The organism is Sulfurospirillum sp. SCADC (assembly GCF_000743525.1).
Classification (GTDB): Bacteria; Campylobacterota; Campylobacteria; order Campylobacterales; family Sulfurospirillaceae; genus Sulfurospirillum.
This window is the reverse complement of sequence record NZ_JQGK01000010.1, coordinates 21857-44858: the sequence shown is the minus strand read 5'-3', so window position 1 is coordinate 44858 and position 23002 is coordinate 21857. Positions and strand designations below refer to the sequence as shown.

Annotated in this window: 23 protein-coding genes; 10 read left to right on the top strand and 13 right to left on the bottom strand. The window is 42.2% G+C overall.

The features are described from left to right. Positions 1–105: 105 nt before the first annotated feature. Genes JU57_RS07680 through JU57_RS07670 form a run of 3 tightly spaced genes read left to right on the top strand, consistent with a single transcriptional unit; the run spans position 106 to position 2986 of the window. Positions 106–996, top strand: a complete 891-nt coding sequence (locus JU57_RS07680) for a lysophospholipid acyltransferase family protein (protein WP_037959195.1) — start codon at positions 106–108, stop codon at positions 994–996. After that, positions 993–1886: an ELM1/GtrOC1 family putative glycosyltransferase gene (locus JU57_RS07675; RefSeq protein ID WP_051906718.1), complete on the top strand. Its 894-nt coding sequence runs from the start codon at positions 993–995 to the stop codon at positions 1884–1886. The genes JU57_RS07680 and JU57_RS07675 overlap by 4 nt, the downstream gene beginning before the upstream one ends. Continuing rightward, positions 1883–2986: a glycosyltransferase gene (locus tag JU57_RS07670; protein WP_037959192.1), complete on the top strand. Its 1104-nt coding sequence runs from the start codon at positions 1883–1885 to the stop codon at positions 2984–2986. Before JU57_RS07675 ends, JU57_RS07670 begins: the two co-directional genes overlap by 4 nt. Here JU57_RS07670 and JU57_RS07665 read toward each other — a convergent pair. After that, entirely contained in the window at positions 2981–4189 is a 1209-nt protein-coding gene (locus JU57_RS07665) for an O-antigen ligase family protein (protein WP_037959189.1), read from the bottom strand. The genes JU57_RS07670 and JU57_RS07665 overlap by 6 nt on opposite strands. 148 nt (positions 4190–4337) lie before the next feature. Here JU57_RS07665 and JU57_RS13755 point away from each other — a divergent pair, with 148 nt between their 5' ends. Both JU57_RS13755 and JU57_RS07655 read left to right on the top strand, forming a co-directional pair. Continuing rightward, a complete protein-coding gene (locus JU57_RS13755; RefSeq protein WP_051906716.1) occupies positions 4338–5312 on the top strand; it encodes a glycosyltransferase in 975 nt (324 codons plus the stop codon). A gap of 87 nt (positions 5313–5399) precedes the next feature. Beyond that, positions 5400–6287 (top strand): glycosyltransferase family 9 protein, encoded by an 888-nt coding sequence (locus JU57_RS07655; protein ID WP_037959185.1) that lies wholly within the window; start codon positions 5400–5402, stop codon positions 6285–6287. A gap of 12 nt (positions 6288–6299) precedes the next feature. On the opposite strand, the gene JU57_RS07650 is transcribed toward JU57_RS07655, so the two are convergent. Genes JU57_RS07650 through JU57_RS07625 form a run of 6 tightly spaced genes read right to left on the bottom strand, consistent with a single transcriptional unit; the run spans position 6300 to position 11542 of the window. Then, positions 6300–7313 carry a glycosyltransferase family 10 gene (locus tag JU57_RS07650; RefSeq protein WP_051906714.1) on the bottom strand — a complete coding sequence of 338 codons (1014 nt, stop codon included), beginning with the start codon at positions 7311–7313 and terminating at the stop codon, positions 6300–6302. Positions 7314–7325: 12 nt separating this feature from the next. After that, a complete protein-coding gene (gene gmhA / locus JU57_RS07645) occupies positions 7326–7901 on the bottom strand; it encodes a D-sedoheptulose 7-phosphate isomerase (RefSeq protein WP_037959183.1) in 576 nt (191 codons plus the stop codon). Next, a complete protein-coding gene (gene rfaE1 / locus JU57_RS07640) occupies positions 7898–9316 on the bottom strand; it encodes a D-glycero-beta-D-manno-heptose-7-phosphate kinase (RefSeq protein WP_037959180.1) in 1419 nt (472 codons plus the stop codon). Before rfaE1 ends, gmhA begins: the two co-directional genes overlap by 4 nt. Further along, the gene (rfaD, locus tag JU57_RS07635; protein ID WP_037959176.1) at positions 9309–10319 is read right to left on the bottom strand and encodes an ADP-glyceromanno-heptose 6-epimerase; all 1011 of its coding nucleotides are present in this window, start codon (positions 10317–10319) and stop codon (positions 9309–9311) included. Before rfaD ends, rfaE1 begins: the two co-directional genes overlap by 8 nt. Before the next feature lie 11 nt (positions 10320–10330). Continuing rightward, positions 10331–10837, bottom strand: coding sequence for a D-glycero-beta-D-manno-heptose 1,7-bisphosphate 7-phosphatase (gmhB, locus tag JU57_RS07630; RefSeq protein WP_037959174.1), 507 nt, complete (start codon positions 10835–10837; stop codon positions 10331–10333). Further along, positions 10838–11542: a tetratricopeptide repeat protein gene (locus JU57_RS07625; protein ID WP_037959170.1), complete on the bottom strand. Its 705-nt coding sequence runs from the start codon at positions 11540–11542 to the stop codon at positions 10838–10840. It abuts the gene before it with no gap. Positions 11543–11691: 149 nt separating this feature from the next. On the opposite strand from JU57_RS07625, the gene JU57_RS07620 reads away from it, so the two are divergent. Further along, a complete protein-coding gene (locus JU57_RS07620; RefSeq protein ID WP_037959167.1) occupies positions 11692–11988 on the top strand; it encodes a c-type cytochrome in 297 nt (98 codons plus the stop codon). Between the two features lie 134 nt (positions 11989–12122). On the opposite strand, the gene ccoS is transcribed toward JU57_RS07620, so the two are convergent. Both ccoS and JU57_RS07610 read right to left on the bottom strand, forming a co-directional pair. Then, positions 12123–12362: a cbb3-type cytochrome oxidase assembly protein CcoS gene (gene ccoS / locus JU57_RS07615; protein WP_037959159.1), complete on the bottom strand. Its 240-nt coding sequence runs from the start codon at positions 12360–12362 to the stop codon at positions 12123–12125. 2 nt (positions 12363–12364) lie between these two features. Beyond that, positions 12365–14788 carry a heavy metal translocating P-type ATPase gene (locus JU57_RS07610; protein WP_037959157.1) on the bottom strand — a complete coding sequence of 808 codons (2424 nt, stop codon included), beginning with the start codon at positions 14786–14788 and terminating at the stop codon, positions 12365–12367. 243 nt (positions 14789–15031) lie between these two features. Here JU57_RS07610 and JU57_RS07605 point away from each other — a divergent pair, with 243 nt between their 5' ends. After that, the gene (locus JU57_RS07605; RefSeq protein WP_037959152.1) at positions 15032–16450 is read left to right on the top strand and encodes a GGDEF domain-containing phosphodiesterase; all 1419 of its coding nucleotides are present in this window, start codon (positions 15032–15034) and stop codon (positions 16448–16450) included. Here the strand turns inward: JU57_RS07605 and JU57_RS07600 are convergent. Beyond that, positions 16440–17336 (bottom strand): DMT family transporter, encoded by an 897-nt coding sequence (locus JU57_RS07600; RefSeq protein WP_037959150.1) that lies wholly within the window; start codon positions 17334–17336, stop codon positions 16440–16442. The genes JU57_RS07605 and JU57_RS07600 overlap by 11 nt on opposite strands. A 94-nt stretch (positions 17337–17430) precedes the next feature. Here JU57_RS07600 and JU57_RS07595 point away from each other — a divergent pair, with 94 nt between their 5' ends. Further along, positions 17431–18597, top strand: a complete 1167-nt coding sequence (locus JU57_RS07595) for an HD domain-containing protein (RefSeq protein ID WP_051906713.1) — start codon at positions 17431–17433, stop codon at positions 18595–18597. A 207-nt stretch (positions 18598–18804) separates the two neighbouring features. Next, complete coding sequence (gene tpx / locus JU57_RS07590) at positions 18805–19353, top strand: thiol peroxidase (protein ID WP_037959147.1); 549 nt, start codon at positions 18805–18807, stop codon at positions 19351–19353. On the opposite strand, the gene JU57_RS07585 is transcribed toward tpx, so the two are convergent. Genes JU57_RS07585 through JU57_RS07575 form a run of 3 tightly spaced genes read right to left on the bottom strand, consistent with a single transcriptional unit; the run spans position 19354 to position 20881 of the window. Beyond that, the gene (locus JU57_RS07585; protein ID WP_037959144.1) at positions 19354–19602 is read right to left on the bottom strand and encodes a hypothetical protein; all 249 of its coding nucleotides are present in this window, start codon (positions 19600–19602) and stop codon (positions 19354–19356) included. Further along, complete coding sequence (gene pgeF / locus JU57_RS07580) at positions 19599–20273, bottom strand: peptidoglycan editing factor PgeF (protein ID WP_051906711.1); 675 nt, start codon at positions 20271–20273, stop codon at positions 19599–19601. Before pgeF ends, JU57_RS07585 begins: the two co-directional genes overlap by 4 nt. After that, positions 20273–20881, bottom strand: coding sequence for a riboflavin synthase (locus JU57_RS07575; protein WP_037959138.1), 609 nt, complete (start codon positions 20879–20881; stop codon positions 20273–20275). Before JU57_RS07575 ends, pgeF begins: the two co-directional genes overlap by 1 nt. Positions 20882–21038: 157 nt before the next feature. Here JU57_RS07575 and JU57_RS07570 point away from each other — a divergent pair, with 157 nt between their 5' ends. Then, positions 21039–22991 (top strand): methyl-accepting chemotaxis protein, encoded by a 1953-nt coding sequence (locus JU57_RS07570; protein ID WP_037959135.1) that lies wholly within the window; start codon positions 21039–21041, stop codon positions 22989–22991. Positions 22992–23002: the final 11 nt, after the last annotated feature.

Sequence of the window (23002 nt, the reverse complement as noted above, 5' to 3'; positions counted from 1 at the left end):
AAAAGAGTCATGTCCATAGCACATCACTCTGAACAAACTCTTTATCTTTTCAAGGGTGATGAAAGAAGTCTAATTTTACCTTAATTCAATTTTGAAAGTGATGAGATGAGAATTTTTTTGGAATACTACGCCCTCAAAGGTGTTCTACTCTTAACCAAATTGTTGCCCATACCTTTGATTTATGGGTTTTGTAAGCTCCTAGCAGCACTTTTTTTTACGCTCGATAAGCGAAGACGTGCCATTACCCTTCAAAACTTAGCCCTTGCCTACCCCCACAAAACAGAACATGAACGCTACACATTGGCAAAAACTATTTATCAAAATGTTGCCATCAGCATTGCAGAAATACTGCTTATGATGCACCAACGGCTCGACATTGATGACATGGTTTCAAACTATGAAGAAGCACTTCATGAGTTAAAGCTCTATTTTGACGATGCCAACAGAGGCAAACTCCTTCTTACCGCACATTTTGGGAACTGGGAATTGCTGGCACACTTTCTGGCTAAACATGGCTATCCTATGGTCGTCATCGGGAGAAAAGGCAATAATCACCTCATTGAAGAGCGCATCACGACCCCTTTTCGCACACGTTATGGCAACACACTGGCTCATAAAAGCAAAGCTATGATAGCCATCGTAAAGGCATTTACGCAAAAAAAAATCGCAGGGATGCTGATCGATCAAAAATCAGGTGGTGCCAGTAGCATTAAAACCAATTTTTTTGGACATCCTGCCGATACCATCAACTCGATTGGACTGCTTAAACTTCGCTATAACCCTTCCGTTGTTCCGCTCTTTATGGCTCGCCAAAGCGATGGACGGTACAAGCTTATCATCGGTTCAACCCAAGAGATTGCTTTGCCAGAAGAGCTCAGCGAAGTGGAAAAAATAGCACGTCTCACTCAACATTACAACGACATCATCGAAGCGGTCATTAAAGAGTATCCCGAACAGTGGTTTTGGATGCATGATCGATGGAGACTCTTTAAGTGACCCTGCTCATATTAAGTGATGGGCGCATGGGACACCTCAACCAGTCTATAGCCCTTGCCAAACACCTAGGAGCTCACTACGAGATACGCTCTGTGCACTTTACATGTAAAGCGTACAAACTGCTCTCTTACCTACTGGATCGCCTCAAAATCTACACGACTTTTTTGTTTAAACTGGATCAGCCTCTAAAGCAAAGTTACGATTTCCTCGTCTCTGCAGGTTCAAGCACGTATTATGCGAACAAAACGCTCGCTCGAACATTGGGCATTAAATCCGTCACAATGATGTTGCCGCAAAGCTACCGTTATGATTTTGATCTGATCTTTGCGCAAGCACACGACCATCCTCCTAAGCAAAAGAATATCATCGCACTTCCTGCCAATTTTAGTTACGTGGAACCTAAAGGACTTTTCGTACCTAAAGGCAAATCCGTGGGAATTATTATCGGGGGGAACAACGCGCTTTTTAAGATGGATAAAACTCTTCTCAAAAGCCAGTTGGACTTTATCTTTGAACAGTTTCAAGGCTATGAAATCGCTGTCACCACATCGCCAAGAACGCCCCAAGAGATCGAGAGGCTAGTGGAAAACTACCCGTTTGCGTACAGTGTGATTTTTTCAAACACTAAGATCAATCCCATTGCCGATTTTGTAGCGCAGTGTGAGGTCGTTTTTATCACGATTGACTCCACATCGATGATCAGCGAAGCAATCAGTTACGGAACGTCATGCGTTGAGATACTGCCACTGGGAAAAACGCAAAACAATAAATTTTTCACGATGACCCAAACCCTTGAAAAAGAAGAATACCTGCATCTGTTTGATGGCACTCTCGCTCATAATAGTCGAAAAATAGACTTTCACCACTACGCACAAAAGGTAAACGCATGAAAATCGTTCAACTCATCCCCGAACTCAATGAAGGTGGCGTAGAGAGAGGAGTTGTTGAGCTCTCACGCGAATTGGTCAAACGAGGGTTTGAGAGTGTTGTGATCAGCAATGGCGGCAAATTGGTCGAACCATTAGAACGAGATGGATCGTTACATGTAAAGGTCAATGTCTGCTCAAAAAATATCCTGAGCGCTCCTTGGCGCATCTGGAAACTCTACTGCGCCCTTAAAAAAATCAACCCTACCCTTTTACATGTAAGAAGTCGCGTGCCCGCCTGGATGGTCTTTTTTGCCAATAAACTGTTGCACCTTCCCGTTGTCTCAACCGTACACGGCTTTAACTCGGTCAATCGCTACAGCGCCATTATGGTTAAAGCGGATCAGATTATCTGCGCGAGCTCGTTTTTAATCGATCACATCATCAAACATTTTCATGCTGAGCCTTCTAAAATTCATCTCATTCCTAGAGGCATTGATTTTGACTACTTCAACACCCATGAATTAGACACAACGTTTATGGAGACCTTTAAACACGAGCATCAGTTAGCCCAAAAGCGTGTTATGTTGCATGTAGCTCGCATTACGCACTGGAAAGATCAAGCCACGACGATTCGTGCTTTTTTAGAACTTCGCGCAAAAAGAGATGACATCAAACTCTTTTTTGTGGGCGGTATTGATCCTAAGCGTATCTCGTATTATGAGGAGCTTCAACGTTTAGTAGCTGATTCTGACTTTGCGGAAGATATTGTTTTTCTTGGAAGCCAATCCAAGATGAAAGAGCTCTATGCCCTAGCCGATCTTACAATTTCATCTTCCACTAAACCTGAAACCTTTGGACGCGCGAATGTGGAGAGTCTTGCGATGGGCGTACCGCTTTTGGCAACACCGATTGGAGCAACACAAGATTATGTCAAAGAAGGCGAAACGGGATTTTTCTTTGCTCCCAAAGCGCCGCATGAACTCTGCATTTTGATGCAAAAAGCGCTTACCCACCCCTTTGATAAAGAGCAGATTCAAGCTTTTGCCAAAACACATTTTTCATTGGAGCAAATGGTGGAAAAAAATGTGGCGATTTACACCACATTCTCTTCGGCTTTATAAAGGTCTCTTTTCCTGCAAATACGCCTTTTGATAATTGAAAATCATCGCAAAAACAGAAATCGATAAGATCATAAAGAAGGACCATGTTCCACTTGAGAGCGAAAATCCGCTATTGAGTAGCGAGAAAGAGTACCACACGCCCATACTTCCAATTAAGACAACTGGACCTGAGCGGTAGACTATTTTTGCAATTGTAAAAAGTAAGAAAAAAGCAAATGCAATTCCTACAAGACCTTGTTCTGCTAAAATATCCATCCACGGACTATGCGCATGGAACTGCCCTTCTCCCGTTTTGGGATTGATCTCATGACTTTCAAAAGAGTCTTTGTAATATTCAAACTGTCTATCGCGGAAATTTTTAAAACCAACCCCTAAAATGGGATTATCTTTAAACTCTTCAAAGGCTGTGAGCCAAATGGAAACACGTGTATGCTTTTGATCTTCAAAGGGATGAGCCAATGTTAAGATGCGTGCTTGCAATTGAGGCGTCATCGAAACGACAACCGCTGAGATGACTAAAAAACTCCCTAATGCCATAAAGGCCCATTTACGATACGGGCTGACCCATGCAATGAACGGTAAAAAGATGGCAAGTAAAAGAAGTGGCCCTCGTGCTCCCGATAAAGGCATTGTCAAAAGCATACCCATCAGTACCACACCATAAAGAAGGTACTCTTTTGTTTTCTGTCCCTTCAGTGCCAATAAAGCACCAAAAAAACCAATCCAAAGAGGAAAGCTATAAGCAAAAATTCTGTTGTGCCCGAACAAATCTGTAACACGTGAGGCTTGGATCGGTGTACCAAAAAGATTAAAACCAATGATAAATTGCATAAGGGCATTCGCCACAATAAACAAAATAACGATCATTTGTACGCGTATATAGCGATCGATATAGGCTTTGGTTATAAACGTTGATTTGATGGCAACATAAAGTAAACACCATAAAAAAACTTGAAGTGCGCTACGCATAGCACTGTAGGGATTTACGGCCCACAGTGCACTGCTAAAGATGTATGAACACCAACATGCCAAGGCAATAAAAATAGGATCATTAAAAACATCCCAACGCCTTTTTACAATCACATCAATCAAAAAAACCAAAACGATCACCCCCGTCACAGCCTTATAAGACTTTCCAATGAAAAAGCTAAGGGAGAGTAGGTAAAACAGATATTCTAAAATTTTATCGCGATTTATTGCCATGTGTATCCTTTATGCCACGTTAACTGTGTGCAGGAATTATAGCAGATTGAAAAACCTCCTGCAAATGTTCTGCGCACTTATTTTAGGTCGTTATCATTCAAAATGGGTTATACTTGGAACTCTAAGCTTATTTTATCGGAGATAGTTCATGCTTCACTACCTTTTTAGACACAATAAAGATTATTCACGTTTTAATATTATTAAACATCTCTTAAACGATGTTACATGTAAAAATGATATTTTTATGTTATTGCCTTTTTCCAAGAACCAGTTTTTCAAACATTTTTTTAAACGTAACCGCATTGTCAATGATTTTTTTATCTCAAACTATGACACCTACGTCTACGATAGAGAAAAAATTAGCAAATACAATCCAAGAGCATGGTGGAAATACCTTCAAGATTGGGTTAATTTTAGATTTTCAAAATATCTTCTTTCGGATACACAAGCACATTTTGACTATTGGCAAAAACTCTTTGGAGCCTTTAAAGGAGAGCATTTTGTATTACCAGTTTTAGCCGATACCTCGCTTTACTATCCTGCGAAAGACCCGCGCATAGATGAACCAAAACGTATTCTATTTTATGGCTCCTTTATCCCTTTACATGGTATTGATGTTATCTTAAAAGCTTTCGCACTGCTTGAAAAAGAACAGATTGCTTTTCAAGCGCAGGTCATTGGCAAAGGGCAAATGTTTTCAGCAATGAAAGCGTTACATGAAAACCTTCATCTTTGCAATGTCAAAATGGATGGTCTTTTTATGAATGAGCAAGCACTGGTCGATGAGATACGAAAAGCCGACATTGTTCTTGGTATCTTTGGCCATAGCCAAAAAGCTTTTTCAGTGATTCCCAATAAAGCATACCAAGCACTTGCATGTCAAAAGGCATTGATTACGATGACGACCCCTACGATGTATGAATTTTTTAATGATCATGAAATCCTCATGTGTCCAAATACCCCCGAAGCTTTGGCAGAGGCGATGAAAAAACTGATCCACGACACGGCATTATTGCAACAGTATCAAACCAATGGCTACCAAGCCTTTAGCGAGCTGTATCAACAGACGCAAAAACGTTTTGAGCATTTTATTCACACGATAGATCAGTCATTAGATTCATAACCCAAATGATTCTATCAACGTTACATGTAACGTTTGATTTAATACAATTTTCGACAATCTTAACCAACTCTAAAGGTATTTAAAACGATGAATTTAGCTGTTATCAAATTTAGTGCTCTTGGCGATATTGCTGAGAGTTTACCTGTTTTAAGAGCGTTCAAACAGACGCCAACCATTATTACGTCGCCTCTTGGCAAAGCTTTGCTTCAAGATGAATTTGATGATTTTATGATTTTATCTAATAAAAAAGCACTCACGCTGGCCAAACTGATTTGGAAGATTCGAAAACAGAAGTTTGATTGGTTGATTGATTTACAAAACAACGATAGAAGTCGTTTGATTGATTACCTTTCCAATGCTACACATATTGCCAACCATGACAACATTGTACTGACACAAAACATTAACACAATTTTATATGAAATTGCACAAAAAACGTCGCTTGTTAACCCACTAGATACGACCTTTGTGCCTAAAAAGCGCTCTTACATTGTCTTAAATTGTGGTTCAAGCCCCAAGTGGGCTTCCAAACGTCTTCCAGCCCATAAATGGCACGAGATCAGTGCCCTACTTTATGAGCGATTTCATCTACCCTTTATCCTAACGGGTGACCTGTCAGAGAAGGAATACGTTGAAGAGATATTAAAATCAATCGTCGGAGAGAAAAAGAGTGTTGCAGGGAATACGACGCTTCAAGATCTCAAAAAAATTCTCAGTGAGGCTTTCTTAACGGTTTCCACCGATTCTGGTCCGATGCATCTATCCGCTGTTCAAAAAACACCGACCATTGGTCTTTTTGGACCTACGAACTGGATAAGAACAGCTCCTTATGGACCGTGGTCAACGGTGGTGTATGATACGCAATTTTATGCAAATCCCATACCACCCATGAAAAGTTTAATGGAACACAATAACTATTTTGATCACATCTGTATCGATCAAGCGTTAGTCACATTGTCGGCGTATCTTGTGTAAGCAATCGCTTATTTAGGCACGAATTGTTTTCATAAAACCTTTTGCTCTAAACCAAAAGAATCGCATCAAGTCGCTCAAGTGTCGCACTCTCATCACTCTTCTTGAATAGATTTTTTGGTTAGGCACAAAGATGGAAGGTTCCGAGTTTTGCACGATTTTATCGATCATTGCAAGTAAATTATACTCCTCAATGACCCTTCTTCGAGCCTCTTTCACCGCTTCAAAACGCCTTTCATATTCTCCCTCTTGCGCTATGACTTCCTTGATGGTTGCAATGGAGGCTTCCATATCGTGAATATCGATTTGAATCACGCTCTCTTTAGGAAAATAGTCATACACATTAGGACATCCACAATAGATAGGGACACACCATCCTAAAAACGCATCGGCAAGCTTTTCGGTCCAAACATGTTTTTCAATATGATTTTCAACGGCAACATGAAATTGATACGGATCCAGTGCATCTGCTTTGAGATCAATCCACTTAAATCCTTTGCCAAAACGCTCAAGTTCAGGCACCGCCTCTTGCAATTTTTGGGTAAATTCATACCGCAACTTGTGCATGGTATGCCCTTGTTGCTTATTGGAACAGACCGTTGATATTTTTTTAGTTTTAGCAGGGTTTGCCACAAGAAGGATTTCATCATACGTTTTGCCATAAAACCAGGTATTGCCAGTTTGTGAACGAATTGCATTGGGATGCGGTAATGTTTTGGCATTATGGTTGGTGATGAGATAGTGAAACTGTCTTGCAAATGCTCTACCATAGTAACTAATGGAACTAGGCTCCGTCGTTACAAAAATGGTATTTTCTCTAGGGCACTGTAAGGACTCAACTTTATGAGGGACTATGCTAGCAATATCATCAAGGACAACAATCCAATCATAATTTTGATCGAGTGGATCAAACGTAAACTGGCACTTTCCCCAAATAGCATGACTGTGAGGTGTCTGCTTTTTAAAGGTACTCTCTTGATTGTTTCGACTTCCTCGTTCTGTTATCTTAACACGAATGTAGGTTTGCAATGCTTGTCCACCCTACACATTTGTTTTAAAATGGGTATCGATTGCTTGACACATAATATGCCCGATCATAATGTGCATCTCTTGAATGCGAGGTGTATCTTCACTGGGGACAATGATATTTATGTCGCAAAATTCACTCATGACACCTCCATCTCGTCCACTGAATCCGATAGTTCGACACCCCATATGTTTGGCTAGGCTGAGCGCTCGTACGACATTTTTGCTATGCCCACTGGTCGAAATACCAATGAGGACATCGCCTTCTTTGGCTAACGCTTCCACTTGACGATCATAGATACGATCAAATCCATAGTCATTTCCAACGGCCGTTAAAACAGAAGTGTCGGTTGTCAGAGCAATTCCGGCAAGTCCTCGCCGCTCAATTTTATAACGTCCACTGAGCTCTGCTGCGATATGTTGCGCATCCGCAGCACTTCCACCGTTACCACACAGTAAGATTTTATTGCCATTTTTCAGTGCTTCAATCGCAATGATAGAGGCGGTATAAATATGGCTTTGTAAATTCGCAAGTGTTTTTTCAACGACCTCTTTATGCGCCTGAATTTCGTTGTAAATCATCTCCATCATTTTTGTTGAATCCTTTCAATGATTCTAGTCGTACTTTTGCCCTCAACAAACTGAACCAATCGCACCTCTTTAGCAATGTCACTTCCCACAACTTCCTTGCCTTCGTAATCAGTCCCTTTAACCAAAATATCGGGTTTAAGGACAGAAATAAGCTCAAGTGGGGTGTCTTCTTCAAAAGGAACCACATAACTTACAGACTCAAGGCTTGCTAAAATGTATGCTCGATCTTCCAGCGGATTGATCGGACGACTTTGCCCTTTAAGGCGCTTGATCGAATCATCCGAATTAAGCCCAACAATGAGAACATCGCCAAAGCTTTTAGCAATCTCAAGGTACTTGACATGCCCTACATGTAAAATGTCAAAGCAGCCATTGGTAAATACAATTTTTTGATGTTTTTTGGTGTGAAGAAGGCGTGTGATCTCTTCGATGCTTTTAAGTTTACTCTCAGCCGTTGCACTTCTAAGGCTATGCTCATACGCATCAATTTCATCCAGTGTCACCGTTGCGCTTCCAAGTTTTTCCACAACCACGGCTGCGGCTTTATTGGCAAAAGAAGCTGCTTCTTGAATACCTTGCCCAGAAGCATACGCATACCCTAAAGCTGCCAGTACAGTATCGCCAGCACCCGTAACATCGTACACTTCACGGGCGACGGTTGGCATTTTGAGAAATTGCTCACCAAAAATCGCCATACCATCTTCCGAGAGTGTAATGATCGCATATTCCAGACCCAAACTCTCTTTCAAAAGTCTTCCTGCTTTTTGCAGACTTTCATCATCGTTTATGGCAATTTTGGTTGCGATACTCGCCTCTTTTTTATTGGGTGTAATCAGCGTCGCTCCACTGTATTTGTGGTAATCATCCCCTTTAGGATCGACAAAAATAGGCTTTTGATGTTTTTTAGCCAACTCAATCACTTTACATGTAAAACTTGGTGTCAAAACACCTTTGCCATAATCGGAGAGCAAAATAATATCGACCGAGGGAATGCAAGCAATGCATTGCGCCAAAAGGGCTTCTGCTGAAGTTTCAGTGATCTCCTCTTTGGATTCGCTATCGTAACGCACGACTTGTTGGTGAGAGGCAATCACACGGCTTTTTTTACTGGTTTTACGTCCTGTTTGCTGTACAATACCTTTAACAACTGCCCCTAAGGTTTCAAGCATACACAATAACTCTTTGCCGTTTTCATCCTCTCCCACCACACTCAGAACATTGACTTTAGCACCAAGGCTTAAAAGGTTATTGACCACATTACCCGCACCGCCTAAAACCGTGCTCTCGTTTTGAATATCTACAACTTGAACCGGTGCCTCAGGAGAGATACGTTCACACTTTCCCCAGAGGTAATGATCGAGCATTAAATCACCAATAACTAAAATAGAAGGCTGGTACGTTCTTAATCTATCCATGGTTCACTTCGCTTTTAAAAATACGTTGAATCTCAGGAACATACGCTTTAATACCCTCTTCCAAACTAACCCGTGGCGCATAGCCCAAATCTTTACATGTAAAGGAAATATCCGCTTCCGTGTGCATCTGATATGCACTGTAGGGGTTGGTAAAATACTCTGTTCCAAGCTTCGTCTCTAACTCTTTTTGCAAAATATCGGCGATGTCTTGAAAACTTCTAGGCTTTCCTGTTCCCACATTGTAAACACCGCTTTTGCCCGATGTTGCTGCTTTAATATTGGCTTGGATAACATCGTCAATGTAAATAAAATCGCGTACAATTTTATCAGACCCTGTAAAAAGTCGCGGTGTTCTACCACTTAAAATCTGAAGACCAAGCTGTAAAACCATGGAAGCTGTTGTATTTTTGAAGTATTCTCTTGGGCCATAAACATTGAAATAACGAAGTCCTATAATACTCATAGTTGGATTTTGTTTTGAAAATTCACGGGCTAAATGATCCATAGCGAGTTTGCTAAACCCATACACATTTTGAGGTTGCTCATACCCAACACGTTGAGGAGAGGCGGCATCCCCATACGTTGCAGCACTGGAAGCATATACCACGACTGCGTTACTTTTTTGAGCGAGTTCCAAAATATTTTTAAACGCATTCACATTGGTTTTGATCATAGTGCCTTGATCTAAAACGGTTGTATCGGAGATGGCTGCTTCATGAAAAATATAATCAAATTGATACGTGGCAAGTTTTTTTAATGCTTCTTCATCATTGATGTCACCGCTTATAACTTCACCCTTAAAACCTATGAGGTTTTTAAAATGCCCAAAACTTTTAAGATTGCCATTGGAGAATGTAGCTTCGCTCCTAAAAATATCAAAGACAACGACGTTACATGTAGGATAATTTTCTTGAAAATAAAAAGCAAGGTTACTGCCAATAAATCCAGCCCCACCCGTAATCAAAATACTTTTATGATTGAAATCTGTTTCGCAATAATGCATGTTTAACCCTATTATTTAATGAAATTAATTGTATCCAAAAGAAAATTAACCCTATATTTAGCATGAGACGATTGGGCATTTCCAAGAAGGATCGTTTGCTCAATCCCAGCACCATGTGCCGCTTCGATGTCACTGGGTTTATCACCAATCATCCATGAATGTGTCACATCAATATCAAAAGTTTTAATGGCTTCTTTAAACATGCCACTTTTGGGTTTTCGACAGGTACAATTCGCCTCAGGCGTATGCGGACAGTGGTAAACTGCATCGATTGTGATGTTTACATGTAAAAGCTTTTCGCGCATCCAAGCCGTTAGTTTTTGAAAGTCTTCTTCGCTGTAATACCCTCGCCCAATGCCTGACTGGTTGGTGACGATGATGAGCAGATACCCCAACGATTGAACATGGCGTAAGGTTTCAAAAACACCTTCACAAAACTCAAAATCTTCAATCTTTGACACATACGCTTTATCGACATTAATCACACCATCACGATCTAGGAAAACCGCCTTTTGCACTTACTCTCCCAACTCTTTCGTAATATCGCTGAGCAAATTGGTGTATTCTAAATAATCAAAAGCATCTTTTTGGGCGATCAATGAGCTTTTGGCCTTGGCAAAAAAGAGCTTTGCCTCTTCGCGGTTTTTAAGATCGTATGCTAAAAATTTTCCCATATAATAGTTCGCATAAAGGTGCGTTGGCTCTTTGACAAGTACTTTTTGAACCTCTTCAATGGCGGTGTAAATTTGTAAGTTTTTTTGAAGGGAAAGGGCAAGTTTAAGACGTATCATATGTTGCAGTCCATCCACTTGGATACTTTTTTTATACATTTGCGCAGCTTCGTTGAAAATGCCCATTTCATAATAGCCATCCCCCAATTTATTCCAAATCTCTTTATCGTTGGTTGTTGCGGCTTGCTGTTTAAGGTTGGTCACTTTAAGCGCAAAAGGAAGTACCGTTGCGATGCGGCTGTTTTGAACATTGTGCGGATCAATCGAATAGGCATCCACTAAGATTTCAAATCCTTTAGCAATTTTGCCAAGTTTGAGGTAAATATTGGCAAGCTGAAGCATGCACGTTGTGTTAGTTGGTTCACTGGCAAGAATGATCTCAATCGACTCTTTTGCCTTTTGTGTATCCGTGCGTTCCACTTCACACACACTGTGCGTTGCAGCCATTAAACCGCTTAAAACACAGATCCATACGACTATCCCTCGAAACACATGAACCTCTATGCACTGTAAGATGGACTCGATTATACCCAACTTTTACAGAAATGAAAATAGAACTTTCGATACGCAGGGAAAAACTAAGCAGGGTTAAAGTATGGTTGGTTATAATTTTTCACACACAACTTAAAAGGGGTATCTACGTGAAAAAAATTTGCACAATTTTAGCAATTGCGGCAGTAACAAGTTTGATGGCAGCCGATGGCGAAGCGATCTACAAATCGAAGTGTTTTTCCTGTCATGGAGACAAAGCTTCTAAAGCAGCTTTAAATAAATCACAAATTATTGCCGGTTGGGATGCAGCAAAAATTATTGCATCGGTTAATGGGTATAAAAATGGCGAGGGTGGCCCAATGAAAGGTGTTATGAAACCCATCGCAAGTGGTCTAAGCGAAGACGATCTTAAAGCCGTTGCTGCGACGATTTCTTCCTATAAATAAGCCTATTATGACACGCTACAAGGGCAAAGCTCTTGTAGCTACGTTGCACTAGGCACTAAAGCTTGCCTCTTTGAGGCAGAATTTCAACTTCCTTTTTATCAATCACTTAAAAACAAATCTCTTGTAGTTATCCATTAATCAGGTGGGGCGTATTTGCTCTCTCGCTGCTTCTTCTCTTTTAAAATATCCGCTTTTTTACGCTCCATCATGACCGCATCCCTCAACGCTTCTTCACTGTCAAACTGCGCACCATCGATAAATTTTTTATGATCATCAAATTGACCACTACGAATGCCCCACAAAAGCGCCCACAAACCAAATGCGCCTAAGAGTGTGGAAGCTCCCAACATCATACCAACAACCCAACCATCCATCGCTACGACCTTTTTAAAACGTTTTTAATACGCATGGAATTCCCAACCACCACCAAAGAGCTCAGCGACATCGACAGTGCTGCGAAAAGAGGAATGACGTGTCCGCTCATGGCTAAAGGAATGGTGATGACATTGTACAGCAAGGAAAAGAGTAGATTCTCTTTGACCACGCGAAGGCTCTTGCGCGCTATCACAAAGGCTTCATACAAACTCTTAACACTGTCATTGGTCAGCACCACATCACTCACATCGACTGCAACATCCGCGCCACTGCCCATGGAAATGGCGATCTCACTTTGAGAGAGGGCTAGCGTGTCATTGATGCCATCGCCTGCCATGACCACTTTTTTGCCTTTTTGGCGCAACACTTCGATGTAGGCTGCCTTTTCATGCGGTAAAAGAGCGGCTGCATACGTCTCGATGCCCACTTCATTGGCAATCGTTTGCGTCACGCTGAGATGATCGCCACTGAGCATCACGATCTCAAGACCCAGTTTTTTAAGCGCCTCGATGCTCTCACGTGCACCCTCTTTCAAGCTATCCCTGAGTCCAAAAATAGCCACCAAAACGCCATCGATGGCAAAAAAGTAGTGACTTAAGGATTCAAGTGTTGGAGGGATGCGAAGTTCAACACCCTCTTCGTGCATCATTTTAGCATTGCCACCCACAAGAGTATGGCCTTCAAAAAGAGCTTTCACCCCTTTGGCTTCTACGGTTTTGACCTGCTCTAAATGCTTTACATGTAAAGGCTCAGCGGATTCTTTCAGAAAGCTTACAATGCCTTGGCTAATGGGATGCGTGGAGCTAGAAACCAAAGCGTACAAAAGGGAACGATCAAAGTTTTGCACATACGCGGTTTCAACCACTTCAGGCTTGCCTTTGGTAATCGTGCCGGTTTTATCCAAAACGAGCGTATCGCATTTTGCCATGCTCTCAATAAATCCCGCCTCTTTAAATAAAATGCCTCGCTTCGCTGCCAAACCAAGTCCTACCAAGGTTGCCACAGGCGTTGCTAAAGAGAGTGCGCACGGGCACGCGATCACAATCACCGAAATGGCAACGATCAAGCCTGTCTCAAAAGAGCCACTCTGATAAAACCAAAAGATCAGGGTTGAAAACGCTAATAAAAGAATGGTTCGTGAGAAATACCCTGAAATTTGATTCGCCAATTTTTCGATCTTTGGCTTTTTATTCATCGCATCTTCAAGTAAGGTAACCAGTTTGGAGAGCATTGAGGAGGAGAAGGTATTGGTCGCTTGGTAGCGAATGACACTGTCCAAACAGATAGAACCGCTGAGAATTTTATCGCCTTTTTGGGATAAAACAGGGATCGATTCGCCATTAAGTCTTGAGAGATCAAACGAGCCTTCTCCCTCCAAGATAACCCCATCAATTGCCACTTTATCGCCGGCTCTAACTTCAATGATCTCGCCAATTTCAACCGAGTCCACACTGCTTAAAATCTTCTCGTCGCCTTTGATCAGGGTCACTTCGCTCGGCATCGCACTCCCAAAAGCATCCAGCGTATCAACCGCTTTTTTCTTCGTGAGCACTTCTAAGTATTTGCCTGCAAAGACAAAAGTGACGATCATCGTCACCGAGTCAAAATAGACCTCAGCACTGCGTGTGAACATCGCGTAGAGTGAAAAAACATAGGTCAGAGTCGCACCCGTGGCGACGAGAAAATCCATCGTAATATAACGATTTTTCAAACCATAATATGCCCCTTTGAAATAGACCGAACCCGTGTAAAAGAGTGTGGGCGTGGCGAGGATAAACTCCGCAAAATTGAGAATACTTTTGACATTACGCTCCATGCCTGTAAAATACCCCGCATACTGTGCAATGGCGATCCACATTACATTCATCGTCGCAAAAATACCCACGAGCAGTTTGGAGTAGTACTCTCTGCGTTGGGCCGTAGCGCGCTCTTCCCCACTTTTAGGATCGTATGGGTAAGCGTTGTACCCGATGCTCCGAATCGTTTCAATGATCTGGGAGAGCTTAATCACCGCGCCATCCCACACGATCTTGGCTTTGTGATTGGTGTAGTTGATGGAAACTTCCACAATGCCCTCTTGTTTGGAGAGCACCTTTTCGTTCAACCAAACACACGCACTGCAATGAATACCTTCGATAATGAGGGCAATTTCATTCAACCCCTCTTTATTGGTTTTAACGTATTTGGAGATAAAACCCTCCAAATCAAAACGGCTGGTATCATCCAAATTGATTTTGGGAGGCTCCAAGGTTGTTTCATCGCCCATTTTGGCGTAAAACGTATCGAGTCCTTCGTCTTTTAAAAGGTGATAAACCCCTTGACATCCTTTACAACAAAAAAATTTGGGAGTTTCAAAAGTTGTATCGCGAAGTAACACGGAGGCGTCATATTCTAAATGGCAGTGATCGCAACGTTGTTTATTCATATTAATCTTTCATATTTTTTACACGCTTTTCAAGCAAAGCTTGAAAAACTACGCTAACCGCTATGGTACTGAAGCTTGCCTCATATTAAGGCAGAAACTTTTTTTGTCATTAAATATTATTATAGCGTGACTTTTTTGTGATGAACCTGATAGAACGGTTGGCTTTATTTTTTTTTCAAAACCTTTGTGCTAAAGTGCGTCCCTACATGTAAGTGTACGCATCATTGGGTCAAGGGAAGGCGTTTGGAGAATACTAAAAAACTCTATCTTAAAACAGGATTTTTCCTAACACTAATCTTATGCCCTATTTATATCGCTATCTCGTATCATTATACCTTTCTTGCCTATGCACTTTTGAGTGTCATTAGTACCCTGTGCTTCTTTTTTGTTACAAAATTACAAAAGAGCAATGCCCATTTACAAAATGAGCTACGCAAAAATCTCTACATTGACCTTAACACGAAACTCCCCAACCGACTCAAACTCTTAAAAGATAACAAAAAGCTCGACCCTAACATTGATTCGACGTTGATTATTATCAATATTGACTCATTTCAAAACACAAACAACTTTTACGGTCACAATTTTGGCGACAATTTTCTTAAAGTGATCGGTGAGTGGCTTTTCAACAATCTTCCACCCGTAGATGCCACCCTCTATAAATTTGAAGCCGACATTTACGCCATTTTGATTCGAGTGCCTTTTAGTGAATACAACCTCAAAAAATACCTCAAAAAAATCTCAATGAAAATCACCAAAGATCGCATCATTTGTGAAGAGGTTGAAGTCGACACAACGCTTTCCATCGGCGCGCATCAAGGTAAAAAGAATATCCTCAAACTCGCTTCCATCGCTTGTAAAGAGGCTAAAAACAAACGCTTGCCTTTTATGATTTACGAAAAAAGCAGCCTCAAAGAAGCAGAGTACCATCACAATATGATGATGAACCACACCCTTAAAGAAGCACTTGCCAAAGACTATGTCATCCCTTTTTTCCAGCCTATTTTGAACCTTCACACCCATGAGATTGAGAAGTTTGAAACACTGATGCGCATCAAAAAAGAGGATGGAACCTACTATATGCCGGCTGAGTTTTTAGACGTTGCGAAGCACTCAAAAATCTACTCAAAACTCTCGATGGCATTGATTCAAAAGGCATTTGAAACCTTTCAAATCTCCTCCAATAGCTTCTCCATCAACCTCTCTTACCTCGATATGACCAACCTGGTGACCACCACTTTTATCATCGAAAAACTCGAAGAGTTTAATGTAGGACCTTGGGTTATTTTTGAGATTTTGGAGAGCGATGGTATTGAAAACTATGAAGCGATTGCCAAATTTATTGACCAAGTAAAGTCGTATGGGGCGAAGATTGCGATTGATGATTTTGGCTCAGGCTACTCCAATTTTGAACGATTGACGGAGCTTAGGGTTGATTTTATTAAGATTGATGGAAGCTTGATTAAAAATATCCATCAAAACGAAGAGACCAAGATTATCGTTAAAACCATTGTCAATTTTGCCAAAGAGCTCAATATCAAAACAATTGCAGAGTATGTTCACTCCAAAGAGGTTCTTGAATGTGTTGAATCGATTGGGATTGATTATGCACAAGGCTTTTACATCGGCAAACCCAACCCAAAACTTCCGATCAATGCGTAACACGCTCTTTTTTCGTTACATGTAAACAGAGATAAATCCCACCAAAGATCAAAACAACGCCACCTAAATGGTACCACTCCAAGCGTTCTCCAAGAAAAATATAGGCTAAAAAACTGCCAAACAGTGGCATCAAATGGGTAAATTGCCCCGTTTTAGACGCTCCAATGTACGCAATACCTTTGTGCCACAAATAATACGAAACAATCGATGTAAAGATCACCACATAGGCAATCACCCACGTGTACTGTGTGATAATCGCCATTTCACGCTCGAAACTATACCCTTGCGCCACGTAAAAAGGTAACAACATGGGCACACCCAAACTCACCGTGGTGATAAAAAACTCCATACTGCTTAAGCTTTGAGGGCGAAACTTGACCAAAACACTGTAACTCGCCCAACAAAGAGAAGAGGCGATCACCCAAAAATCGCCTGGATTGAGACTTAAAGAGCGAAGGCTCAGCACATTGCCTTTGAGCACTAAAAAGATCACACCCAGCGTTGAGAGCACGATGCCAAGCATCTGTTTGCGCGAGATGGTGGTTTTTAAAATCAGCGAAGAGAGAAACAGAATGATGATGGGAATGGAGGAGTTAATCAGCAGCGCATTGGTTGCGCTCGTGTGCTGTAAACCCACGTACAAAAGTGTATTGAAACTCGCGATACCAAGGGCTGAGAGAAGAGCTAAGATGCCAAAATGGCTTTGAAGCGCTGCCCAAATATTCTTTACATGTAAGAGTAAAAACGGAAGCATGATGAGCCAAACCCCAAACCATCTAAAAAAAGCCAACTCCAAAGGTTCGATGGCGCCTGCGACAAAACGTCCTAAGACAAAGTTGGCAGACCAAAAAAGTACACACAACACCAAAAGTAGATAAACGTACATTTGCATCCTTTTTATGAAGCGTGATTATAACAAATATAACGCCATTGCAACACAACAGGGATAGACTTTTAAAAAGATCTTTCAAGGAGCCATGATGCTGTACCAACTCAATCTAAGAGAACTCACCTACGCTCTCTCAGAAGCACTCGATTATGTAGGAATTGATGACATCTTGCATGGTAAACGTGTCGCGTACATTGCCTGTGAAATCGGTAAGCAACTGGGATGGAGACAATCAAAGCTGGATAAAGTGATGCTGATGGCGATGCTGCATGATTGTGGGGTCTCTTCCACGGACGTGCATCATGCGATTGTGAGCCAATTGGACTGGGAAGATTCGTATGTGCATTGCGCCAAAGGGGCTAGTTTGCTTGAAGAAGTGCCTCAATACAGCGATTTTGTCGATGTTATCGCGTTTCATCACACCCATTGGGAAGCATTTTCGTCGCATATCGATGAAGAGATCAAACTGTACGCCAATCTCATTTACCTCTCAGACCGCATCGATGCACTGCGTTCGCAATTTGGAGCGCACCTGCATCACGAAAAAGAGACGATTCGCGCCATCATTCAACAGCACACACCTTCGATGTTTTCACCCCAGCTGTATGATGCGTTCAAAGAGGCTTCTCAGATGGAATTTTTTTGGTACTATTTAGAATCATCAGCGCTGCCTTATTACTTCAAAGATTGGGTTGATCAAGGCGATATTCAAGCGGTTCCGTTTGATAGTCTGAAAAAAATAGCCTTAATGTTTGCAGGAATCGTCGATGCCAAAGAATCCATACACAAAGAGCGCACGTTACATGTAGCCTCCCTTGCGCGTTATATTGCCCATTTTGCAGGACTTTCCTTGCGTGATCAAGAGAGCATTGAACTCTCAGCGCTTTTGCACGACCTAGGGAAACTGCGCATCCCCGATGACATTGCCACCAAAACAGCACCACTGAATGATGTAGAGTCTTCTCATCTAAGGCGACAAGGGTTTGATGCGCAGATTATTTTAGGGCAGATCAAAGGGTTTGAAACCATTAAAAAGATCGTCGCCATGCACTACACGCCATCACACACCAAAGCGTATTCTCGCCTAAGTGCCCACACATCCATGCCCTTAGATGTTTTTATTTTAACCATTGCCACCACATTTGAGCGTGGGCAGAGGGAAGAAGCGTCTGCTTTGCTGGCACAGATGGTGGAAACCTATCAGTTGGAAAAAAGCCTTGAAGCAAAAGTCGAAGCGTACTGCTCAATCTCGTTGTGACACGTTTTTAAAGCAAAGCTTTAAAAACTACGTTAACACTGAGTAATGCTTGGCGCAATGCCCACGCACCCTTGGTGCTTTTTATTTCTGTTTTGCAAAAAGTCTATTGCTTTCTCAGTCAAATTCTCTAACTTTTTAAATTAAGAGTTGATTTATCCGAGTTAGCTATAATTTTCGCATCTATATATCTTTTCTAAAGGACACACCATGGCATCAACCAAACTTAAAGGCAATCCAGTCGCACTCTTGGGCGCAGACATTAACGTTGGCGATAAAGCACCCGTTGTGACACTTGTCGCAAAAGACCTCAGTGAGATCAAAGTCGGTGGCGCAAGCGAGAAAACACAAATCATCGTCATCGTTCCTTCACTGGACACAGCCGTCTGTGCGCAAGAGACACGTACGTTTAACACCAAAGCTGCGGCTATTTCTGATGCAACCGTCATCGTTGCTTCCATGGATCTTCCTTTTGCGATGGGACGTTTCTGTACCACAGAGGGCATTGAAAACCTTCAAGTCGGTAGTGACTTTAGAGACAAAGCACTTGCCAGCGCTTATGGCGTTTTAATCGCAGATGGCCCACTTAAAGGCTTAAGCGCACGCGCTATTTTTGTGGTCAGTAAAGAGGGAAAAGTCATTTACAAAGAGATCTGCCCTGAAATTACCGAAGAGCCAAACTACGAAGGTGCTCTCTGCGCACTTAAAGAAGCGGCAGCGCCTAGTGGCGGACACACATGCGGTTGTGGCGCACGCTAATTAGCTAATTCTGGCTTCCTCTTGTGTCTGACAAAGCCACGAGAGGAGCTTTTTGAGGTGAGCCACACGCTGCGCATCGATCTTCTCTTCAGGCAGTGCTAAAATCATCTCCATCAACGCCCTGTTCTGTAAAAAAGCGATGTTATACAGCGCTCCTTTTTCCATCATTTTTTCCAAAAAAGCCCTATTTTCAAGCTCAGTAACACTTTTTTGCACACGTTGGTAGTGCGATAATCCTCTGTTGATCATAGCGCGATCACTCCTGCAAAACGTCCTGTGATTTTATCCCTTCGGTAGGAAAAATAGGCATGGTCACAACAGGTGCAGACCTCTGAGAGGCTGATATGTTCCCTCGGTATGCCCATCGCTAAAAACGCCTCTAAATTCGCGTTTTGCAAATCCAAAAAGTAGTTTCCATTCTTTACATGTAAAAAAGATTCAAGCCCTTGGGTTGCCTCATATCCTACTTCATAACAGCACGAACGAATCGAAGGTCCCATCCAAATTTTAAGCTCTTGCAGGCGCGTACCAAAGTGTTCAGTCATCGCACGAGCACATTTTTGCCCAACCTGCAAAAGCGTTCCAGCACGCCCTGCATGTGCCACGCCAATCGCCTGATGCACCTCATCATAATACAAAATAGGAATGCAATCTGCTACCATCACCGCAAGCGCGATGTTTGAAACATTGGTGATCATCGCATCGCACACGGGCAATTCATCACCACTGTGGATCTGCACAACCCTATCGCCATGAACTTGATCCATAAACACCAGTTTTGGAACGCCCAGTTTTGCTTTGACTCTCGCGCGATTTTGGTTTACATGTAAAGCCGTATCGTTGACATGTAACCCCAGATTGAGACTCGCAAACGGCGCTTCGCTCACCCCTTCAAAACGGTTGGTAAAAAAATGCTGCATCAGTAAATCGCCATAATGCGATCCACGCTGTTCCAGTCAAGTCCCTCTTTTTGAGAGAACATATGATGCAAATAGCGCGCAAACATATCGGTCTCGACGTTGACTCTGCGTCCGATTTTATAGGTGCCAATCAATGTCTGCGCTAAGGTGTGAGGAATGATCGTTAAACGAAAACTTTTTTCGTTCACATCATTGACCGTCAAACTCACGCCATCGATGGTAATGCTCCCTTTGGGGATCACATAAATCAGCTGTTTAGAAGGAATACTCACCTCAATGTCCAGCCCATTTTCCTTCTGATTCAGCTTCTCAATCACACCCACGCAATCCACATGACCTTGTACCATATGCCCATCCAGACGGTCTCCTAAAGCAAGCGCTGGCTCAATGTGCACCTTGCCTTTGAGGTTTTCAACCGCCAGCAAAGAGCGACTCTCGTGCGAGAGCTCCACACTAAAACCGCCAGCAAAAAGGGAGACAACGGTCAAACATGCACCTTGAATCGCGATACTATCGCCAATATTTGGCTTATACGTCGCACGAAGTGTTAAAAGAGGAGCGTTATAGCTAACCACTTCGGCAAATTCTCGAATCAACCCTGTAAACATGAGTAAACACCTTTTTACTATTTCTATAGTCTATTATAACGCTTTTATCATTGAACTATTCTAAGGGAGCAAAAGCCCTAAAAAAGGCATTTCAAAAAGATTTTCTTAAAAAAATATGAGTATAATCACTTAAAATGTTCTTGCAGGAGATGCCGTTATGAAGAAGTGGACCATTGCGCAAAAGATTTACATTCCTCTCTTTGGAGGGCTCTTGATTGGGCTTATCCTCATACTTTTTACCTCCTATCTAAGCATTCAAGGCATCGAGAAAGATGTGTATGCTAAAGAGCAAGGAGAGCTGAGTGTCTATGTCAAAAACCAACTCGAAACTCAATACGACGTTGCACTGACCAACGCGATTACGATTGCGTCTAATTATTACGTCATCGAAGCGCTTCTCAACAAGGACCGTGACATTGCCATCAAAGGCTTAGCAGAGCTGACCAAACTCTACAAAGAGAAGACCGATTTTAAAGAGGCGCAGATTCACATTCACACACACGACATCAAAAGTTTTCTCAGAGAGTGGATGCCTAAAAAATTTGGCGATGATCTCTCTGGTTTTCGTCATACCATCAAAAAAGTCAAAGAGACCAAACAGCCACTCACCGCTATCGAAATGGGCGTTGCAGGCATGTCGTTGCGAGGCGTTGCGCCTATCGTTAAAGATAGCGAATACTTGGGTTCAGTCGAGTTTATCGACACCTTTGATGCCGCGGTTCAAAACGCCAAAGACGATATTGGGGCGAGCGTGCTTTTTTTGACCGAGAAAAAACAGCTCAATCTCAGCGCAACGGCTAAAGATGCACTGCTTGCCAAAGATACAGCCCTTTCACAAAAAAAAGAGATCACCGACATGAAACTCTTTGAAGAGATCAAAGATCTTGATCTCACCACCCAAGGGAGTCGTTTCTTTACCCCCTCTTACTTTGTGGTTCGAGATGAACTAAAAGCCTTCGATGGAAGCAAAGCAGGCGAAGTCTTAATCGCTAAAAAGATCACAGCAGTCAAAGCGGTTGTTCATGAAGCGCAATCGGCTGTCATTAAACTCATTATAACGATGTCCATCATTACGATACTGGTTATGGCGATGCTGGTTATTACACTTAAAAAATCGGTGATTGACCCTGTCAAAGAGCTTAAGATGCGTGCTGAGAACCTCTCCAGTGGCGATGGCGATCTCACCAAAAAAATGGAGATCAAAAGTGGTGATGAAATAGGTCTAGCTTCCATTGCCTTTAACCTTTTCATCGATAAAGTGAGAAACACCGTGAGCATCGCAAAATCTTCGAGTAATGAGAATGCCTCCGTTGCCAATGAGCTTAGCTCCACCGCCCTTGAAGTAGGAAAACGTGCAGAAAAGACTTCGTTGATCGTCAATGCAACGAATGACATGTCACGCACCATCAAAGAAGAGCTCTCCCTCTCCTTGCAAAAGGCGAAACAGTCTGAAGTTGAGATCGCCGAAGCGCATGCCAAGCTGACCAATGCCAAAAATCAGATCTTAAAACTTGCCAATCAGGTAGAATCCAGTGCAAGCACGGAAGTGGAACTGGCACATAAAATTTTACAACTGAGCAATGATGCCGACCAAGTCAAAGGGGTGTTGAGCGTTATCTCCGACATTGCCGATCAAACCAATTTACTCGCCCTCAATGCCGCCATTGAAGCCGCACGTGCCGGTGAACATGGAAGAGGTTTTGCCGTTGTTGCCGATGAAGTCCGCAACTTAGCCGAGCGCACGCAAAAAAGCCTGACAGAAATTAACGCGACGATCAATGTCATTGTCCAAGCGATTAATGACGCCAGTGATCACATGAAGATCAATTCACAAAGCATGGAAAATCTAACCAAGATTGCAACGGAAGTGGAAAAAAACATCCACGAAACAGCCGTGATTATGGACAATGCAACCGTTTCAAGTGAAAATACCGTGCACGATTACATTAACACGGGCAAGAAAATCGATGATATTGTCATTAAAATCGAAGAGATCAACACGATTACCGTTAGCAACACACGCAGCATGGAAGAGGTCAGCAGTGCGACCGAACATCTCAGTGCCCTCACCGAAAAACTCAACAACGTTTTAGGAAATTTTAGAACCTAATGGCAAGAAGC